Source organism: Conexibacter sp. DBS9H8 (assembly GCF_023330685.1).
GTDB lineage: Bacteria > Actinomycetota > Thermoleophilia > Solirubrobacterales > Solirubrobacteraceae > Palsa-465.
In genome coordinates this window covers 551,705-569,629 of the sequence record NZ_CP097128.1, presented here as the reverse complement: position 1 = coordinate 569,629, position 17,925 = coordinate 551,705, and the positions used below count along the sequence as shown (strand labels likewise).

18 protein-coding genes and 1 tRNA gene are annotated in these 17,925 nt (G+C 68.4%); 13 read left to right on the top strand and 6 right to left on the bottom strand.

The window, feature by feature from the left end; all coding sequences use genetic code 11:
• The first annotated feature begins 98 nt into the window (after positions 1–98).
• Complete coding sequence (locus M3M55_RS02760; RefSeq protein WP_249011295.1) at positions 99–632, top strand: HNH endonuclease; 534 nt, start codon at positions 99–101, stop codon at positions 630–632.
• A 460-nt stretch (positions 633–1,092) separates the two neighbouring features.
• Positions 1,093–2,061 (top strand): NAD(P)H-dependent flavin oxidoreductase, encoded by a 969-nt coding sequence (locus M3M55_RS02755; protein ID WP_371878792.1) that lies wholly within the window; start codon positions 1,093–1,095, stop codon positions 2,059–2,061.
• On the opposite strand, the gene gyrA is transcribed toward M3M55_RS02755, so the two are convergent.
• The 6 genes from gyrA to dnaA form a co-directional block, all read right to left on the bottom strand.
• Positions 2,050–4,683 carry a DNA gyrase subunit A gene (gene gyrA / locus M3M55_RS02750; protein WP_249011293.1) on the bottom strand — a complete coding sequence of 878 codons (2,634 nt, stop codon included), beginning with the start codon at positions 4,681–4,683 and terminating at the stop codon, positions 2,050–2,052. The genes M3M55_RS02755 and gyrA overlap by 12 nt on opposite strands.
• 51 nt (positions 4,684–4,734) lie before the next feature.
• Positions 4,735–7,161: a DNA topoisomerase (ATP-hydrolyzing) subunit B gene (gene gyrB / locus M3M55_RS02745; RefSeq protein WP_305883312.1), complete on the bottom strand. Its 2,427-nt coding sequence runs from the start codon at positions 7,159–7,161 to the stop codon at positions 4,735–4,737.
• Between the two features lie 159 nt (positions 7,162–7,320).
• Positions 7,321–7,623 carry a DciA family protein gene (locus M3M55_RS02740; protein WP_249011292.1) on the bottom strand — a complete coding sequence of 101 codons (303 nt, stop codon included), beginning with the start codon at positions 7,621–7,623 and terminating at the stop codon, positions 7,321–7,323.
• Positions 7,624–7,625: 2 nt separating this feature from the next.
• Positions 7,626–8,756 carry a DNA replication/repair protein RecF gene (locus M3M55_RS02735; RefSeq protein WP_249011291.1) on the bottom strand — a complete coding sequence of 377 codons (1,131 nt, stop codon included), beginning with the start codon at positions 8,754–8,756 and terminating at the stop codon, positions 7,626–7,628.
• Positions 8,757–9,869, bottom strand: coding sequence for a DNA polymerase III subunit beta (dnaN, locus tag M3M55_RS02730; protein WP_249011290.1), 1,113 nt, complete (start codon positions 9,867–9,869; stop codon positions 8,757–8,759).
• A gap of 111 nt (positions 9,870–9,980) precedes the next feature.
• On the bottom strand, positions 9,981–11,348 hold the full coding sequence (gene dnaA / locus M3M55_RS02725; protein WP_249012439.1) for a chromosomal replication initiator protein DnaA: 1,368 nt from the start codon (positions 11,346–11,348) through the stop codon (positions 9,981–9,983).
• A gap of 231 nt (positions 11,349–11,579) precedes the next feature.
• Here dnaA and rpmH point away from each other — a divergent pair, with 231 nt between their 5' ends.
• The 11 genes from rpmH (at position 11,580) to M3M55_RS02670 (ending at position 17,870) form a co-directional block, all read left to right on the top strand.
• Positions 11,580–11,714: a 50S ribosomal protein L34 gene (rpmH, locus tag M3M55_RS02720; protein WP_249011289.1), complete on the top strand. Its 135-nt coding sequence runs from the start codon at positions 11,580–11,582 to the stop codon at positions 11,712–11,714.
• An 8-nt stretch (positions 11,715–11,722) separates the two neighbouring features.
• Positions 11,723–12,187, top strand: a complete 465-nt coding sequence (rnpA, locus tag M3M55_RS02715; RefSeq protein WP_249011288.1) for a ribonuclease P protein component — start codon at positions 11,723–11,725, stop codon at positions 12,185–12,187.
• The gene (gene yidD / locus M3M55_RS02710) at positions 12,184–12,456 is read left to right on the top strand and encodes a membrane protein insertion efficiency factor YidD (RefSeq protein ID WP_249011287.1); all 273 of its coding nucleotides are present in this window, start codon (positions 12,184–12,186) and stop codon (positions 12,454–12,456) included. The genes rnpA and yidD overlap by 4 nt, the downstream gene beginning before the upstream one ends.
• Entirely contained in the window at positions 12,446–13,543 is a 1,098-nt protein-coding gene (locus M3M55_RS02705; protein ID WP_249011286.1) for a YidC/Oxa1 family membrane protein insertase, read from the top strand. The genes yidD and M3M55_RS02705 overlap by 11 nt, the downstream gene beginning before the upstream one ends.
• A gap of 57 nt (positions 13,544–13,600) precedes the next feature.
• Positions 13,601–14,071: a R3H domain-containing nucleic acid-binding protein gene (locus tag M3M55_RS02700; RefSeq protein ID WP_249011285.1), complete on the top strand. Its 471-nt coding sequence runs from the start codon at positions 13,601–13,603 to the stop codon at positions 14,069–14,071.
• A 77-nt stretch (positions 14,072–14,148) separates the two neighbouring features.
• Complete coding sequence (locus M3M55_RS02695) at positions 14,149–14,544, top strand: hypothetical protein (protein ID WP_249011284.1); 396 nt, start codon at positions 14,149–14,151, stop codon at positions 14,542–14,544.
• The gene (gene rsmG, locus M3M55_RS17520; RefSeq protein WP_371878723.1) at positions 14,513–15,217 is read left to right on the top strand and encodes a 16S rRNA (guanine(527)-N(7))-methyltransferase RsmG; all 705 of its coding nucleotides are present in this window, start codon (positions 14,513–14,515) and stop codon (positions 15,215–15,217) included. Before M3M55_RS02695 ends, rsmG begins: the two co-directional genes overlap by 32 nt.
• Positions 15,218–15,271: 54 nt before the next feature.
• Positions 15,272–16,030 carry a ParA family protein gene (locus tag M3M55_RS02685; RefSeq protein ID WP_249011282.1) on the top strand — a complete coding sequence of 253 codons (759 nt, stop codon included), beginning with the start codon at positions 15,272–15,274 and terminating at the stop codon, positions 16,028–16,030.
• Positions 16,023–16,913 (top strand): ParB/RepB/Spo0J family partition protein, encoded by an 891-nt coding sequence (locus M3M55_RS02680; RefSeq protein ID WP_249011281.1) that lies wholly within the window; start codon positions 16,023–16,025, stop codon positions 16,911–16,913. The genes M3M55_RS02685 and M3M55_RS02680 overlap by 8 nt, the downstream gene beginning before the upstream one ends.
• Before the next feature lie 135 nt (positions 16,914–17,048).
• Positions 17,049–17,122 (top strand) — tRNA-Ile (locus tag M3M55_RS02675).
• A gap of 421 nt (positions 17,123–17,543) precedes the next feature.
• Positions 17,544–17,870 carry a hypothetical protein gene (locus tag M3M55_RS02670; RefSeq protein ID WP_249011280.1) on the top strand — a complete coding sequence of 109 codons (327 nt, stop codon included), beginning with the start codon at positions 17,544–17,546 and terminating at the stop codon, positions 17,868–17,870.
• Positions 17,871–17,925 lie beyond the last annotated feature (55 nt).

The window sequence follows — 17,925 nt, the reverse complement described above, 5'->3', positions numbered from 1 at the left end:
ACACTGAGGATGGGATGAGGTCAGGCTCAGAGATACCTGCACCAGGTGGGTCCGGGCCGCTCTCTGAGCACCAGCGGCACGGATCTGATGTGGGTCGGGTGCTCGTCCTCAATGCCACGTACGAACCGGTCAACGTGTGCACCGTCCGTCGTGCGATCGTCCTGCTGCTGAAGGAGAAGGCGGAGGTGATCGAGCGGTCCGAGCGGGAGCTCCACTCCGCGAACGGGTCGATGTCGCGGCCGGCGGTGATCCGCCTGGTCAGCTACGTGCGGATCCCCCGGGACGCGCACCGGCGCAAGATCACCCGCCGAGCCGTGTTCGCCCGGGACAACTGGACGTGTCAGTACTGCGGCGCCCGCAGCCAACTGACCGTCGATCACGTCATTCCGCGCAGCAAGGGGGGAGGGTCGGGCTGGGACAACATCGTCGCCAGTTGCGCGCCATGCAACCGCCGCAAGGGCGACCTGCTGCCCCGGCAGGCGAACATGCAGCTCGCCCGGCCACCGCGCACTCCCAGCCCGGACGTGTTCATCCACGTCGCGAGCCCGACGATCCCGGTCGCCTGGCGCCAGTACATGTACCACGGGGCCGTCGAGGGCGCGCACGCGCCCGTTCCGGCGCGTGCCGCCTGAGCCCGCCGCCGGGTCCGCTCTCGAGGCGCCCTGCCGGCACCCGCCCGCTCGGCCGGTTCAGCTCAAGCGGAGAGGACGGACCTCGCGGGGGAGAGACGGGTTTGGTCTCGTCCAGCCTCTCCTGTATTCTTGATCTCACCAGAGAAAGGAGGTGGTCCAATCTTGTCTGACAGTCGTTATGGGACCCTGGAGGTGTCCGGCCGCTAAGACCGGAACAGGCTGACTTCCCTTAGCGGAGGCCAACCGGGACACCGCCGCGGTGGCTGCCGGGACTCGTCCCACCGGCATCAACGGGTCATCGCGGTCTCCAGTCAGCAGTGTGGTGAGGGGCGCCGTCCGTCGAACGGCGCCCCTCAGCTTTTCCCGGGGGTGTGCATCGGCGGGCGGACGTTAAGGCCGTAGCCTTCGCCAGGTGCACGACGATCTCCGCCTCTCTGAGCGTTCGCTCGTGGTCGCCCCGATGGCCGGTGGCGCGACCACCGTCGCGCTGCTCCGGGCCGCCAGTTCCGCCGGAGCCTTCGGGTTCCTTCCTGGCGGCTATCAGACCCCGGCCGCCCTCGCCGAATCCCTCGGCCAGCTTCGGAGCGCCGGCATCCGCCACGGCGTCAACCTCTTCTGCGCTGCGCCCACCGCCCCGGACCCCGACGCCTACGCCCGCTACGCGAGCGAGCTCCAAGCCGAGGCAGACCCCTACGGCATCGACCTGTCGGCGATCCCGCCGACCAGTGATGACGACCACTGGGCGGCGAAGCTCGCGCTCCTCTGCACCGAGCCGGTCCCCTGGGTCTCCTTCACCTTCGGCCTCCCGACCCCCGGGGAGCTCGCGCAACTGCGAGCGGCCGGGAGCCGGCTCGCCGTCACCGTCACGACGGTGGCGGAGGCGGAGCAGGCGAGCCGGGCCGGGATCGACCTCCTGATCGTGCAGGGCCCGGCCGCCGGGGGCCACAGCGCCAGCTTTGACCCAGGCGCGGAGATCACCGCGGTACCGACCGCGGTGCGGGTGGCCGAGATCGCCGCCGCCGTCCGGTTGCCCGTGATCGCCGGCGGCGGGATCGCCGGGCCGGCGGATGTCCGCGCCGTCCTCAGCGCCGGGGCGAGCGCGGCCGTGATCGGCACCCTGCTGCTGCGCTGTGACGAGTCGGGGGCGTCGGTGACCCACCAGCGGGCTCTCGTCGATCCGAGCTTCAGCGAGACGGTGATCACGCGCGCGTTCACCGGCCGCCCGGCGCGCGGCCTGCTCAACGGGTTCATCCGCCGCCACGAGGCCGACGCACCGCTCGGCTACCCGGCGATCCACCATCTCAGCGCCGGGATCCGGCGAGCCGCCGCGGCCGCCGGTGACGCCGACCGCGTCCACCTCTGGGCGGGAACCGGCCACGCCGCCGCCCGCACCGGACCGGCAGCAGGGATCCTCAGCTCACTGCTCTGAGTCGACGGGACCGGAATCCGGGTCCTCGGGGCCGTCCGCGGTGGCCTCCGGGTCGCCGTCGGTGAGGTCCTCCGGCAGGGACGCCAGCTCGAGGTCGACGGACACGCCAGGAGCGGCGGGATCGTCCGGGTCGACCGGATCGACCGGATCGACCGGATCGACCGGATCGGCGGAGGACTCGACGATCAGCGCGACGGCGGACACCTGGTCGTCGTCGCGGATGTTCATCACCTTGACGCCCTGGGAAGCCCGGCCGTAACGGTTGATCCCGCGCACCGAGGTGCGCTGGACCATCCCGTTCTGGGAGATGAACACGAGCTCCTGGTGCTCGCGGACCACGAGCGCGCCGGCGAGAGCACCCTTGTTCTCGGTCAGCTGGATCGTCTTGACCCCCATCGTGTCCCGGCCCTTGACCGGGTACTCGGAGATCGGGGTGCGCTTGCCAAAGCCGTTCTCGGTGACGACGAGCAGCTCCTGATCGTCGTTGGCGACGTCCATCGCCAACAGCGCGTTGCCGGGGTGAGAGACGTTCATCCCCCGCACCCCGGAGGTGTCCCGGCCCATCGGACGGACCCGTTCCTCGGAGAAACGGGCGGCCTGCCCGGAGCGGGAGACCATGATGATGTCGTCCTCGCCGCTCGTGCGGCGCACCGCGATCAGCTCGTCGTCGTCGCGAATGTTGATCGCGATGATCCCGTCCGCCTTGATCGGCGTGTTGTAGGCGATGAACTCGGTCTTCTTGACCATCCCGTTGCGGGTCGCGAAGACGAGGTAACGGCCCTCGGTGAAGTCACGGGTCGAGAGCACCGACTGGACGCGCTCCCCCTCACGGAGGGGTAGGACGTTGACGAGCGCACGGCCCTTGGCCGTCCGGGATGCCTCCGGGAGGTCATAGACCTTCTGACGGTAGACCTTGCCGCGGTTGGTGAAGAAGAGGAGGAAGTCATGGGTCGATGAGACGAACAGGTGCTCGATGTAGTCCTCGTCCTTGAGGTCCATCCCGTTGATCCCGACCCCACCACGGCGCTGCTGGCGGTAGGTGGACAGCGGCAGCGACTTGATGTATCCGGAGTGGGTGATCGAGATGACCATCTGCTGCTCGGCGATCAGCGACTCGATGTCGATCTCACCCTCGGCGTAGGTGATCTCGGTGCGCCGCTCGTCCCCGTAGGCGGCGGCGATCTCACTCAACTCGTCCTTGATGATCCCGTACACCCGCTGCTCGTCCCCGAGGATCTCCCGGAGCTCGGCGATCCGCTCGAGCAGGTCGGCGTGCTCCTGCTTGATCTTGTCCGCTTCCAGCGCCGTCAGCCGGCGGAGGGTCAGCTGCAGGATCGCCTCCGCCTGGATCAGGGTCAGCTCAAAGGTCTCGATCAGGCCACGGCGGGCGGCGTCCGGGTCCGCGGATGCGCGGATCAGGGCGATCACCTCATCCAGGTTCGCCTGGGCGATGATCAGCCCCTCAAGGACGTGGGCGCGCTCCTCAGCCCGGCGCAGCTCGTACTTGCTGCGCCGGACGACGACCTCCCGCTGATGGTCGACGTAGTGGCCGATCATCTCCTTCAGCGACAGGGTCCGCGGCACGTTGTCAACGAGCGCGACCATATTCACGCCGAACGTCGTCTGCAGTGGCGTGTGCTTGTAGAGCTTGTTGAGGACGACCTTGGGGATCGCGTCGCGCTTGAGCTCGACGACGATCCGCATCCCGTTGCGGTCCGACTCGTCGTTGAGATCGGTGATCTCAGGGATCTTCTTGTCGAGGACGAGGTCCTTGATCTTGTCGAGCAGCCCGTTCTCCCCGCCCTTGCGGACCTGGAAGGGGAGCTCGGTGATGATGATCGCCTCCTTGCCCTGACCGATCGGCTCGATGTGAGCCCGACCCTGGACCCGGACCCGGCCACGGCCGGTCGCGTAGGCGTCCCGGATCCCGTCCCGGCCGAGGATCATCCCGGCGGTCGGGAAGTCGGGCCCGTGGACGTGGCGCATCAGCCCGTCGATGTCGATCGCCGGGTTGTCGATGTACGCGTTGACGGCACCGATGATCTCGCGCAGGTTGTGCGGCGGAATGTTCGTCGCCATCCCGACGGCGATGCCGGAGGAGCCGTTGACGAGCAGGTTCGGGAACCGGGCCGGCAGGACGACGGGCTCCTGAGCGTTACCGTCGTAGGTGGGGATGAAGTCGACCGTGTCCTGGTCGATGTCGCGCAGCATCTCGGTGGCGAGCTTCTCGAGCTTGGCCTCCGTGTAGCGCATCGCCGCCGCCGGCCACCCGTCGATGTTGCCGAAGTTCCCGTGCCCGTCGATGAGCGGGTAGCGCATCGAGAAGCTCTGGGCCATCCGCACGAGCGTGTCGTAGATCGCGCTGTCGCCGTGGGGGTGGAACTCGCCCATCACGCGCCCGACGATCTGAGCGCACTTGACGTGCTTGCGGGCCGGGTTGAGGCCCATCTCGCTCATCGCGTAGAGGACACGCTTCTGCACGGGCTTGAGTCCGTCGCGGACGTCGGGGAGGGCCCGCCCGACGATCACGGACATCGCGTAGTCGAGGTACGCCGAGCGCATCTCCTCCTCGAGCCCGCGAGGCTCGATGTTGCCGCCACCGAGTGTGTCGATCGTTGCCATGTGAAGTTCCTGTCTCCTGTCCGGAAAGCGTCGAGAGCCGCGTCGCCGGCCTTATACGTCGAGGTTGGCCACGAGCCGGGCGTTCTCTTCGATGAACGCGCGGCGGGGCTCGACCTGGTCGCCCATCAGCATCGCGAACACCCGGTCGGCGCCGGAGGCGTCCTCCATCGTCACCTGCACGAGCGTCCGGGTCGACGGGTCCATCGTCGTCTCGCGCAACTCCTCGGGATCCATCTCCCCCAACCCCTTGAAGCGATAGTAGGTGACGCCCTTCTGGGCGATCTCGAGCACCTTGGCCCGCAGCTCCTCGAAGGAGAACGCCTCGGTCACCTCGTTATTGAGGGTGATCGTGAACGGCGGGATGCCGACGAGCCCGACGAGCTCGTCATGGACCTGGGCGAGGCGCCGGTACTCGGTCGCCTCGAGCACCGCCTTGGGGACGTGGTGGGTGGAGGCGAGACCCGTCTTGGTCTCGAACGTTCGGACGACGATCTCCGTGTCGGACTGCGCGAGCACGCTGGCGCGGTAGGCGTGACCGTTCTCCCCGGCGGCGACGACGACGCGGAGGAGATCCTCGACGTCGGTCACCCGCTCCTCGAGCAGCCGCGCCTGCTGGAGGAAGGAGACGATCCCCTGACCGTGGTTGGTCCGCAGCGCCGCCCCCCACCCCTGGTACTGACGCAGCAGCCGGCTGAACCGGTTCCAGCGCGCCTCGGTGAGTCGGAGCGCCTTCCCGTCGTGATCGTCGATCTCGATCTTCTCGAACTTGTCGCCGAGGAGGAGCTCCTCGAGCTCATGCTCGCCTTCCAGGTAGCGGTGCTTCTGCCCGCGCGTGAGGCGGTAGAGCGGCGGCTTGGCGATGTAGACGTACCCGGCCTCAATCAGCGGCTGCATCTCGCGGAACAGGAGGGTGAGCGCGAGGGTGCGGATATGGGCGCCGTCCACGTCGGCGTCGGTCAGCAGGACGATCTTGTGATAGCGCGCCTTCTCGAGGTCGAACTCGTCACGCACACCGGTCCCGACGGCTGTGATCAGCGCCTGGATCTCCTGGTTGGCGAGGACCTTGTCGATCCGGCTCTTCTCGACGTTGAGGATCTTGCCGCGCAGTGGAAGGATCGCCTGGGTGCTGCGGTCCCGCGCGTCAACGGCCGAGCCGCCCGCGGAGTCCCCCTCGACGATGAACAGCTCCGCCAGCGACGGGTCCTTGACCGAACAGTCCGCAAGCTTGCCCGGCAGCGTCGAGTTGCCCAGCGTCGACTTGCGGCGGGTGAGGTCGCGCGCCTTGCGGGCGGCCGCACGGGCCTGGGCGGCGCCGACCGCCTTGCGGATCACCTGGCGCGCCTCCTTCGGGTTCTCCTCCAGCCACTCGGCGAGCCGCGCGTTGACGATCGACTGGACGAACCCGGCCATGCCGGGGTTCCCGAGCTTCGTCTTGGTCTGGCCTTCGAACTGGGGTTCGGCGAGCTTGACGGAGATGACCGCGGTGAGCCCCTCGCGTACGTCCTCGCCGCTGAGGCTGTCGTCCTTCTCCTTCAACTCGCCGACCTCGCGCGCGTACCGGTTGATCACGCCCGTCAGCGCCGTGCGGAACCCGGTGAGGTGCGACCCGCCCTCATGCGTGTTGATGTTGTTGGCAAAGGAGAACACCGCCTCCTGGTAGGTCGAGTTCCACTGCATCGCGACCTCGACCGAGCCCTCCTCGGACTCGCCGGCGATCGCGATCACCTTCGGGTGGATCGGGTCCCGGTTCTCGTTGAGGTAGGTGACGAAGTCAGCGATCCCGCCCTCGTAATGGAAGTCCGCCCGCGCCCCCTCGCCGCGCTCGTCCGTGATCGAGATGCGCAGGTCCCGGGTGAGGAACGCGGTCTCCCGCAGGCGCTCCTCCAGCGTCGCGTAGGTGAATTCGAGACTCTCGAAGATCTCGGCGTCCGGAAGGAACGTGACGGTCGTCCCATGCTCGTCGGTGGGCTCCCCGCGCTCGATCGGACCGAGCGGCGTGCCCCGGGAATAGCTCTGGCGCCAGGTGTAGCCGTCGCGGCGGACCTCGACGTCAAGCCGTTCTGACAGGGCGTTGACGACCGAGACGCCGACCCCGTGCAGACCACCGGAGACCTTGTAGCCGCCGCCCTCACCGAACTTGCCGCCGGCGTGGAGGACGGTCAGGACGACCTCGAGCGCTGACTTGCCCTCCTTCTCCATCGTCGCGACGGGGATCCCCGCCCCGTGGTCGACGACGGTCACCGAGTTGTCCGGGTGGATCGTCACGTCGACGGTGTCGTTGCGGCCGGCGAGAGCCTCGTCGACGGAGTTGTCGACGACTTCATAGACAAGGTGGTGGAGGCCCCGCTCGCCCGTGGAACCGATGTACATGCCCGGCCGCTTACGCACCGCCTCGAGTCCCTCGAGCACCTGGATGTTCTGGGCGTCGTAGCTCTGCGGTATGGGGCGCTGCGCTTCGGCGCCGCTGTCGTTCGTCAACGATCCTCCGATTGACGTCGAGACGCCCCGGTGCCGCGCACGCGAGGTGCGCGCCGGGGCGTCAAAACTTGATTGCTGTACAAGATAGCACAACGGCCCCCCGCCCCGAGCCCGGGCGGACAATTGAATGGCCTGCAAAGACCCACAAAATGCGACGAGTCAGCGGCCGTCGGCGACGCCCCGCACGGCCGTCAGCCTCCCCGTGGTCAGGGTGGCGTTGAGGGCCGGGAGAATGACCGCGGACATCAGCTCCAGTTCCTCGCACCAGACCGCAGCGCTGCAGGCGACCGTCAGTACCCCGGCACGCTCGGCAACCGGTCGACACTCCGCATCGATCCCGGCTCCGACGACCCCGCGCCAGGCACTCTGGACCTCTCCGAGCACGGTGGCGGGAGCGAGCTGTGCCGTCAGCGGGGCCAGCACCGCAGAGAGATCACGGGGGGCGCGGCGATGCAGGGCCATCCTCAGCAGTCTGCCCGATCGCCTCCGTCGGGGGGCGCGCCGGTGAGCGCACCCCCCGCCACCACCAGCTGGACCGCGGCCGACGCGCGGGGTACCGGCACGTGCTCGGAGTCCGTCGCGGTGATCAGCGCCTGTCCGGGCGTGCTGAGGAGCAGGTCGACGAGGCGACGCCGGCGTGTGCGGTCCAGTTCGCTCATCACGTCGTCAAGGAGCATCAGTGGCGCCCGGTCACGCTGCTCGGCAAGTACCGCCCGCTCGGCGAGCAGGAGCGCGAGCAGGCCGAGTCGCTGCTGGCCCTGGGATCCGTAGGTGCGCAGGTCATGGTCGGCCCGGCGGAGGACGAGGTCGTCCCGATGGGGACCGTAGCCCGTGTGGCCTCGCTCGACGTCGCGCTCCCAACGGGCTCGCAACTCGTTGAGGAAGACGTCCTCAGAGTCCGTCGCGACGCGGGGACGGTAGCTGACGGTCGGGGCATCCTCGAGGCCGAGCGCAGCGGCGATTCGGCCAAAGTGCGGCGCGACTGCGGCTGCCGCGGCCGCGCGATCGGCCATCAGGGCCAATCCCGCCCGCACGAGCTGGGTGTCCCACGCCTCGAGGTGGTCGGGCCAACGAGCGGGAGCGACGCCCCGCAGCCGGGCGACGAGGGCGTTTCGTTGGGCGAGAATCTGAGCGTAAGCCCGGCGTGTCTGGGCGCGACTGGGCCAGAGCGCCCCGAGGAGCTGATCGAGGTGGGCCCGCCGGCCGGCGGGCACCCCCTTGATCAGGTCGAGACGATCGGGAAGGAACACGCTGACGAGCGGACGGTGGGGCGTGTCGAGCAGGCGCTCGACCGGGGCCGTGTCGACCCACATCCGCTTGGCCTCACCTCGGGTCAGCCCAACTGCAAGCTCGTGGCGGCCGTCGGGCGCGATGACGGCGACACTCACCCGCAGGGTCGCGGTCCCGAACCGGTGGAGCTCCGCGTCGTGGTGGGTGCGACAGGACCGTCCGGTACAGCCGAAGTAGACGGCCTCCAGGAGGTTCGTCTTGCCCGCGCCGTTCTCCCCGGTGAGGACGGTGAGGGAACTCCCCAGATCGGTCTCAAGCCGATCGTAGCTGCGAAAATCGCGAGCCGAGACGGAGCGGACCTGCACCTACACGTTGAGCCGGATCGGCATGATCAGATAGCGGAAGCGAGCGTCATCGGTGGACTCGAGGAGTCCGGGCCGCAGGGGGCTGATCAGCCTGAGCAGGACGTCACCATCTGCGATCGCCTCCAAGCCGTCCCGGAGGAACTCGGGGTTGAATCCGATCTCGAAGCCGTCCCCTTGAAACGGCACCGGCAACGCCTCAGACGCTTCGCCGATGTCCGGTGTCTGGGCCGAGACGATCAGCTCCCCGGGGCTGAAGGCGAGGCGCAGTGGAGCGTTCTTCTGGGCCAGCAGGCTGATCCGACGCACGACATCACGGAGCTCGGCGGCTGCGACGCGTACCTGATGCTCGAAGGTCTCAGGGATCAACTGGCGGTCGTTGGGGAACTGACCGTCGATCAGGCGAGAGGAGAGGACGATGTCACCGAACCGGAAGACGACCTGGTTTTGGCGGACGCTGATGGCGAGCTCGACCTCGCCCTCGGGACGGCCGACGATCCGGGTGAGCTCCTGGAGGGCGCGCGCGGGGACGTTGACTTCAAAGCCGGCGCTCAGGGACGCGGGAAGCGTCGTCTCCTTCACGCTCAGACGGTAGGAGTCGGTCGCGACCATCCGTAACTCGGACCCCTCGGCGATCACGTGGATGCCCGTCAGGACCGGGCGCGTCTCATCTCGTGAGGCCGACCCGGCGACGCGAGTTGCCGTTTCGACGAAAGCGGCTGCCGAGAGCAGCACCGTGGCAGCCGGATCGGGTTCGGGGAACGGTGGGAAATCCTCGGCGTGGAGTGTGCGGATGTGAAATGTCGCGTTGCCCGAGACGAGCTCGACGTCCTGCTCGGCGGGGCGGACCTCAAGGCCGACGGTCGCGGCTGGAAGTGAGCGGACGACGTCTAGGAGGAGCCGGGCTGGAAGGACGGCCATTCCCTCCCGGCTCACCTCGGCGGGCAGAGGCACCCGAAGGCTGACGTCGGTGTCGGTGGCCCGCAGTTCGCAGCGCCCAGACTCGGCGAGCAGTTGGACGCCCGACAGCGCGGAGATCGCGCTCCGGGTCGAAGCGACCCGCGCGACGGTCTGGAGGTGGCTGAGGAACAGTTCGCGGTCGAGGGAGATCTTCACGGTGAATACCTCAAGCAGAAGGAAGAAGTCATAGAGATGTGGAAATGATGGAAACGCGAGAAAAAACGCCAGTTTGGGCGGGAGTTGTGTCGACCGCCGAGGCGGAGTCTGTCAGCAACTGCGGTCGGCGCCGGCGGCTGTCAACAGCGAACGCAGAGATGTCAACTCCGCCGCGTCCTCGCTGCTCGCTTGCGTCCGTTCGCTGACGCGCTGGCAGGCGTGCAGGACGGTCGCGTGGTTGCGGCCTCCGTAAGCGTCGCCGATGGCCTGCAGGGATGCCCCGGTGAGCTCCCGGCTGAGGAAGACCGCGAGTTGGCGGGGCCAGGTGAGGACGGCGGTCCGTCGGCTGGAGCAGAGGTCGGCGACGGAGACTCCGAAGTGTCCGGCAACGAGGGTTTGGATGCGCTCGAGCGAGAGACTTGCTCCCGCCGGGTGTGAGGGTCCCGGGTGCAGCGGCTCGAGGACGTCGGCGGCCAGGGCGGCGTCGAGCGGCCGGCCTGTGAGCGAGTGGTGGGCGACGACGCGGATGAGTGCGCCTTCCAGAGCCCGCACGTTGTCCTGGATTCGGTCCGCGATCAACTCCAGAACGGTCTCGTCGGGCACGGTGATCTCGTCCAACGCGGCGCGCTTGCGCAGAATGGCGATTCGGGTCGCCCGGGTCGGTGGCGCGATCTCAGTGACGAGGCCGGCCTCAAAACGGGCCCGCAGCCGATCCTCGAGGCCGGCCATCTGGCGCGGGAGCCGGTCGGCGGTGATGACGACCTGGTGGCCGTTGTCATAGAGGGCGTTGAAGGTGTGAAAGAACTCCTCCTCCGTCTTCGCCTTGGCGGCGAGGAACTGCACGTCGTCGATCAGGAGGACGTCTGCGTCACGGTGGAGGGCTTTGAACGCCGCTGTCGACCGCTGTTGGAGGGCGGCAAGGAAACGGTTGGTGAACGACTCGACCGTCGTGTAGCGCACGCGCGTATGCGGGTCGTAGGTCGAGATGTAGTTCGCGATTGCATGCAGGAGGTGGGTCTTGCCAAGTCCGGGAGGCGCATAGAGGAAGAGTGGGTTGTAGGCGTGTCCGGGGTGCTCGGCCACGGCGAGGGCGGCGGCGTGTGCGAGTCGGTTGGCGTCGCCGATGATGAATTGGTCGAAGGTGTAGCGCGGGATGAAGCGCTCCAGGTCGGCCCGCGGGTCGGTGACGCCGTCGGGTCGGGGCGGCCGCTGGACTGTCGAGTGGCCGGGGGTGCTGGTGGTGGTGAAGGCGAGTCGGGCGTGGGGGCCGAACGCGCTGTGCACGCTGCGCTGAAGGGCGCGGGCGAACCGGCTGGCCACCCACGCCTGGGTGGCCACGGGGGCGCTGAGGGTGACGGTCGTCCCGTCCCAGTCGGCGCACTCGAGCCCTGCGAGCCAGATCTCGAAGGTCGAGTCCCCGACGAGGCGGCGCAACTCTGCGCGGGCTCGCTGCCAGGCATGCGTCATCTCGAGGTGCACAGGCAACTCCGGCGGCTCCTCGGTCGGGGGACCGTACGTATCGAGGTGGGCCGGAAGGTCCGGCCGGGGGGGCGAATATAACAGCGCACTCTCGCCGTCCGGGCGGTCTGGTAGGACCCATCACGCAATGCGCGGAAAAATCGCGCGGCCGGTCCACCGGAGGTTTTCGGCCGCCGTCAGCGCCTGCGTATACTCGGTCGCCGATTCCCCCTGGGTAGGTTCTGGAGAACGATGAAACGCACCTATCAACCGAAGAAGCGCAAGCGCGCCCGCACGCACGGGTTCCGCGAGCGGATGCAGACCAAAGCTGGCCGTGACCTGCTCAAGCGCCGTCGCGACAAGGGCCGCAAGCGGCTCACGGTCTAGTCGGGGCCATGGCCGCGCGTCCACCGCGCCGTGGCCGGCTCTCCCGTAGTGCGGAGTTCGACAAGGTCATCCGCAGCGGTCGGTCACTCGGTGGCCGTGAGTTCGTCCTCTACGTCTTCCCTAACGGCGGAGAAGACCCGCCCCGGCTCGGTTTGTCCGTCTCCCGCAAGGTCGGCGGCGCGGTCGAGCGCAACCGGGTCAAGCGCGTCGTTCGAGAGGCCTTCACCCGGTTGGCTTCGCGGATCCCCGCCGGCTCCGACGTCGTCGTGGTGGCCCGGACTCCGGCCCGCGATCTCGCCGAGCGCGAGGGACTCGCCGGCGTCGAGGCCGCCCTCGCCCGGTTGATCGACCGCGTGCCGGGTGCGCGGGACATGGCACCGAGCGAGCCCGAGACCGGCGACAGTGCGTCAGCGCGCGAAGGCATGGAAGCTGAGGCGGTCCCGGTCGTCGCCAACCTGCCGGAGTCACGATGAGCGCGTCGCGGCGAGTCGTTGTCGGGCTGCTCCGGGGTTACCAACGAATCGTCTCCCCGCTGCTCGGCCCGCGGTGTCGCTACTACCCATCCTGCTCGGAGTACGCCGTCCAGGCGGTTGCCCGGTACGGCATACTCCGGGGCCTTGCCCTCGCACTGTGGCGACTGCTGCGTTGCAATCCCTTCAGCCGCGGAGGAGTCGACCTCGTCGAGGATCAGCGGCTCTTTGCCGCCTCCCCGACCGCGAACGGACTAGACCATGCTGCTTGATGCCAACATCTTCCAACCGCTCATCGACGTCTTCGCAGCGGTCCTGAAGTTCTTCCACAACGACATCGGGGTCGGCTGGGGCCTGGCGATCGTCCTGCTCACGGTGTTCGTCCGGCTCGCGCTCGTTCCGCTCGGCATCCGGCAGTTCCACAGCATGCAGCGGATGGCGATGCACATGCCGGAGATGAAGGCGATCAAGGAGAAGTACAAGGAGAACCCGCAGCGGATGCAGCAGGAGACGATGGCGTTCTACAAAGAGAACAACATCAATCCGTTCTCCTCGTGCCTGCCCCTGCTCATCCAATGGCCGTTCCTGATCGGGCTGTTCTGGACCTTGCGCGGCAACCTCCGCCTTGACATCTGCCCGGGCGTCCAGCACCGCTACCAGTCCGCCTATGCGACCAAGCACCACATCTCGCTCGGTGCCGCTGCCAGCCAGACGACAGCGTGCGGGGCCCACGGCGGCTCGAGCTTCCTCTTCATCCACGATCTCACCAACAAGGCCCACGGCCTAGAGATGATCATCCTCCTCGTGCTGTACGTCGGCACCTCGATCGGATCCTCACGGATCATGATGATGCCGGGCACCGACAAGAACCAGCAGCGGATGATGCTCATCCTGCCGGTCGTGTTCGCGATCATCACGATTCAGTTCCCGGCGGGCGCTCTGCTCTACTACATCATCTTCAACCTGTGGATGGTCGTCCAGCAGTCGGTGTTCAAGGAACTCATCGGCAAGCAGTATCGACACCCAGCTGGCGTCGCGATCGGGATCCCGGGCGAGGGAACCGTCAGCGGAGGTGGGGGACTCCTCAGCCTGTTCGGCCTCTCGCGCGATAAGGTCAGCGCTGACGTGGGCGCAGCCGGCCGGCTTACGCCCGCCGTCGCCGGCAAGACCCACAACGGCGCGGCAACCCAGGCGCAGCGGGGGGCCGGTGGGCCTGGGGTGAGGACGGGCAAGGGCACCGGGGAGGGCAAGCGAACCGCTCGTGAGGGCAGCGGTGCGGACGCGAGCGCAGCGACACGGACGAGCTCCCCCCCGGCTTCTCCACGGAAGAAGAAAAAACGATCCGGACGGCGCCGCTGAGGCCCGACGCCGCTCGCCCGTGATGGTGGCGACGGCGAGCCGATGTGAGGAGACGACGTGGAACCTGTTGATGAGGATCTGACCCCTGCCGAGCGCCTCGAGGAACTCCTCGAGGAGATCGCCGACGCGCTCGACGTCGACACGGAGGTCACCGTGACGAGTGAGGGAAGCGACCTGGAGGCGCGTTTTGACGGCGACGATGTCGCGGTGCTCATCGGGCATCACGGGGCGACGCTCGACGCGATTCAGCACATCGCCTACCGAATCGTGTTTCGGGGCGGCGGTGAGCGAGCCCGCCTGACGATCGACGCCGGCGGATACCGCGAGCGGCGGGCGGAGGCACTACGGGGGATCGCCGACCAGGCAGCGGCCTCAGCGCTGCGCACCGGCGGCCCGGTGGCCCTCGATGGGATGAGCGCGCTTGAGCGGCGGGTCGTGCACGAGCACCTCAAGGATCGCGCGGACGTCGAGACCCATAGCGAGGGCCAGGAACCGAACCGGCACCTCGTCGTCGCGCCGGTCGTCTGATCTCCCGTTCGGTCAACGTTTCACGTTTTTCTTCGCGGTGAAACAGCATCGCGCCGGCGCGGTACGCTCGCGTGACCGTGAGCGACGATCCCACCCCCACCGACCCGGTCGTCCTGTCGGACTTTGACCGTGGCGTCCTGATCGGCCTCCTCATCGGGGAGGGCTCCTTCGGCGGCGACGGCCGCCAGCCCCAGGTGACCGTCCGGATGCACACCCGCCATGCGGCGCTGTTCCACTGGCTGATGGGTCGGTTTCCCCGTTCCCGGCTGTACGGCCCCTACCACCACGGTGGCCGCTCCTACTACCAGTGGATGGCCAGGGGCGAGGTTCTCGTCCACGATCTCCTGCCGATCCTCGAGGCTCAGCTCTCCCCCGAGTTGGACGGGCACGCCCATGATCGGCTCCAGATGATGCTGGCCCGTTACGACGCCGTGATCGCCCGTGAGCGCTCCCGACCTGTCCGCACTTCGTAGCCGCTACGACCTCTCAGCGGTCGCAGAAGCGCGCCTCCGGGAACTGCTCGCGTTGCTTTCCGCTGACGAGTTCGCTCCGACGACGGTACGCGTCCCTGAACGAGTCAGGGACGACCACATCGCCGATGCTCTCGTCGCCCTCGAGCTTGAGGTCGTCCGCTCCGCCCGGACACTCGTCGATGTCGGCTCCGGGGCAGGCGTTCCCGGCCTCCCGCTCGCCATCGCGCTCCCAGAAGCCAGGGTCACCCTCATCGAGGCGAACGGCCGCAAGTGCGACTTCCTTCGCCGCGCCGTCGAGCAGCTCGCGCTGGCGAACGTGACCATCCTCCCGTCTCGGGCCGAGGAGGTGGCCCAGGCCGCCCGAGAGGGCTGGGACATCGTCACGGCTCGTGCTCTCGCCCCACTCGCCGTCGTTGCCGAGTATGCAGCGCCGCTCCTGCGTGTGGGTGGCGTGCTTGTCGCCTGGCGGGGCCAGCGTGAACCCGAGGTTGAGGCTGAGGCTGACGGAGCTGCGAAAGTTCTCGGACTTTCCGCGCAGATCGTGCGCCATGTCGAGCCATATCCGGGTGCGAGCCACCGGCATCTCCACCTCATGTCTAAGGTGAGCCCCACGCCTTCGCGGTTTCCCCGGCGACCCGGGGTGGCCCGGAAGCGTCCGCTCGGCTCCGGCTGAGCGGACGGCTCGGCACCTCGACCGATACTGGCGCTAGCTTCGGACCGGAAGACAATGGGAAAGATTTACGCCATCGCCAATCAGAAGGGCGGCGTCGGTAAGACGACGACCGCCGTCAACCTCTCCGCCTGCGTTGCCGAGGCCGGATATGAGGCGCTCCTTGTCGATATGGACCCCCAGGCCAACGCGACGGTCGGGCTTGGGCTTCCCAAGGACTGTTCGCCCGGGGTGTACGAACTGATCTCCGGCGCGGCCACCCTCGAGGACGTCGCGCGGCCGAGTGGAATCGATCGGCTTGCGGTCGCGCCAGCGACACCGGACCTCGCCGGCGCCAACGTCGAGCTTCCCCGGCTGGAGGGCTCGGAGACTCGGCTCCGGGACGCCCTCGCCCCGGTGCGCTCACAGTATCTGTTCACGTTGCTTGACTGCCCCCCCTCACTGGGGCCGCTCACGGTCAACGCGCTTGTGGCGGCCGACCGTCTCATCGTGCCGGTCCAGACCGAGTACTTCGCTCTGGAGGGCCTCGCCGGCCTGCTTGACACCTTCCGGCTCATCCGGCGCGAGTTCAACCCGCGCCTGACCATCTCCGGCCTCCTGTTGACGATGTCGGACGCGCGGACTCGCCTTGCCCAGGATGTCGAGTCGGAGGTGCGGCACCACTTTCCTGAGCTTGTGTTCGAGACCGTGATCCCGCGCAACGTCCGGATCAGTGAGGCGCCGAGTTTCGGGCGACCGGTGATTCATCATGACCCCCACTCAGCGGGAGCGGGCGCCTACTTCGAGTTCGCAAAGGAGCTGGCGACCCGTGGCTGATCCCCGAGCCCAGAAGGGGATGGGCCGCGGTCTGGCGGCGATCCTCGCGGCCGCACCCCGGGAGGAACCTGAGGAGCTGCGACAGGTTCCTGTCGAGCTGATCGCTCCGAACCCGCATCAGCCCCGTCACCGTTTTGGCGAGGATGCGCTGCTCGGCCTCGCCGATTCGATCCGGGCCCGAGGGGTCATCCAGCCCGTTCTCCTGCGTCCCCTGCCCGATGGGCGGTTCGAGCTGATCGCCGGTGAGCGCCGGTGGCGCGCGGCCCAACTTGCCGAACTACCGTCGGTTCCCGCCGTCATCCGCCACGACGATGATGCCGCCTCGATCGAGCTCGCCCTGATCGAGAACATGGTCCGCGAGGACCTCAACCCGGTGGAAGCGGCCCGCGCCTGCCTCGCCCTTGTGGAGGAGCTCGGTCTCACCCGGGAGGAGGTTGGCCTGCGGGTCGGTCGCAGTCGTGTGTCGGTGTCGAACCTCTTGCGTCTGCTGGATCTTCCTGATGACGCGCTCACCTTGATCGAGGACGGGCATCTCAGTGAGGGCCACGGCCGGGCCTTGCTGCTCGCCGCAGACCACGATGCCCGCCGCCGCCTCGCTCGCGTGGCGGCGGCTGAGGGCTGGTCCGTGCGTGAACTCGAGGCACGTGCCCGAGCGGCGGCTGATGCCGGCGACGGAGCGGGGGCCCCATCCCGGCCCAGCCGCGAGCGAGTCGTCCACCCCGACCAGGCGGAGGCGGTCACCCGGATCGCCGACGCGCTCGGTGCCGCGCTTTCCGCTGACGTCAGCGTCAAACCGGCCGGCTTTGGTTATGCCGTGACGCTGCGCTTCGCCAGCCTCGAGGAGGCACTCGCCTACGCGGAGGCCCGTACTACCCGGCCCTGACCGGTCTTCCGGCCGGTGGTCGCGCGCGTTCTCGGCTGTTCGGGGCCTCGCCGCCGCCCCGTTGAGGCCGATCGACGCAGTCGGCGCGTCACCGCGATCGGCCGTCGGCCGCCCGCTAATATCTGCGGTCCTCCGGGGCGATTAGCTCAGTCGGTTAGAGCGCTTCTCTGATAAGGAAGAGGTCCCAGGTTCGAATCCTGGATCGCCCACTGGCATGAAGGCCCTGCAAACGGCGGGCTTTCTGGACCGGAGTGAGACGAGCTGGAGGCTCGCCAGATCGGGTCAAGGGTGCACCAGGGGTGCACCGGCTTCGTTGGACCCCCTCCGGACGGCACCCGCGAGCGGGTTGATCCGGTCGGCTGGAAGCGGCCGATCGTGAGCGACCGGGCCGCATGGCTTGAGGAGTGGTGCCCAGACTGCCGCGCTGCGCCTGGGGCCCGCTGTGCCCGGTCGTGGGCGCGTATGCCGGGCACAGCGCGACCACGCCCCGTGGCTCTTCACGTTGCGCGCGGCTGGCGCGGGCGGCGCTGCCCGACGTGCAAGGCGCAGCCGAGCGAGTCGTGTCGGACGCCGACGGGGCGCGGGGCGTCGCTGATCCATTCGGCGAGGCTGCGGCCGTCGCGGGCGGAGGTGTTGCGCTCGGCGGTGTGGGACGGGCTCGAGCGCCGGGGCGCGACGGTCGCTGTTGTCGCGTTCTCCGGCCGGGCGGGGCAGGGTGGCCGCATCGAACCGATCCGGCTCTCGCGACATGATGGCGAGCAGGACCTCGTCGACGTCGATCGGTGGATGTACCGCGACGAGCTCGCGTTTGCGCTCGAGGCGCCGGTCTGGGATCGGTACGGGACCTTCGCCGGCCATCCGCTGATCCGGGGCACGGTGACCTGGACGACGGCTGACAGGCGGGTCGTGATCGCCGGCCGGCGCGGCAGCGAGCCGTTCGAGGAAGACGTCTCGTGAGTGGCCCATCGCTCACCAGGACAGGTCGTATCCGCCGCTGCGAGGGATGTCTTGC

Bases quoted from the DNA above. Each gene is read 5' to 3' on its own strand.
- rpmH (WP_249011289.1), top strand. From the start codon at position 11,580: ATGAAACGCACCTATCAACCGAAGAAGCGCAAGCGCGCCCGCACGCAC.
- M3M55_RS02705 (WP_249011286.1), top strand. From the start codon at position 12,446: ATGCTGCTTGATGCCAACATCTTCCAACCGCTCATCGACGTCTTCGCA.
- M3M55_RS02685 (WP_249011282.1), top strand. From the start codon at position 15,272: ATGGGAAAGATTTACGCCATCGCCAATCAGAAGGGCGGCGTCGGTAAG.
- rnpA (WP_249011288.1), top strand. From the start codon at position 11,723: ATGGCCGCGCGTCCACCGCGCCGTGGCCGGCTCTCCCGTAGTGCGGAG.
- M3M55_RS02755 (WP_371878792.1), top strand. From the start codon at position 1,093: ATGGCCGGTGGCGCGACCACCGTCGCGCTGCTCCGGGCCGCCAGTTCC.
- yidD (WP_249011287.1), top strand. From the start codon at position 12,184: ATGAGCGCGTCGCGGCGAGTCGTTGTCGGGCTGCTCCGGGGTTACCAA.
- M3M55_RS02740 (WP_249011292.1), bottom strand. From the start codon at position 7,623: ATGGCCCTGCATCGCCGCGCCCCCCGTGATCTCTCTGCGGTGCTGGCC.
- gyrA (WP_249011293.1), bottom strand. From the start codon at position 4,683: ATGGCAACGATCGACACACTCGGTGGCGGCAACATCGAGCCTCGCGGG.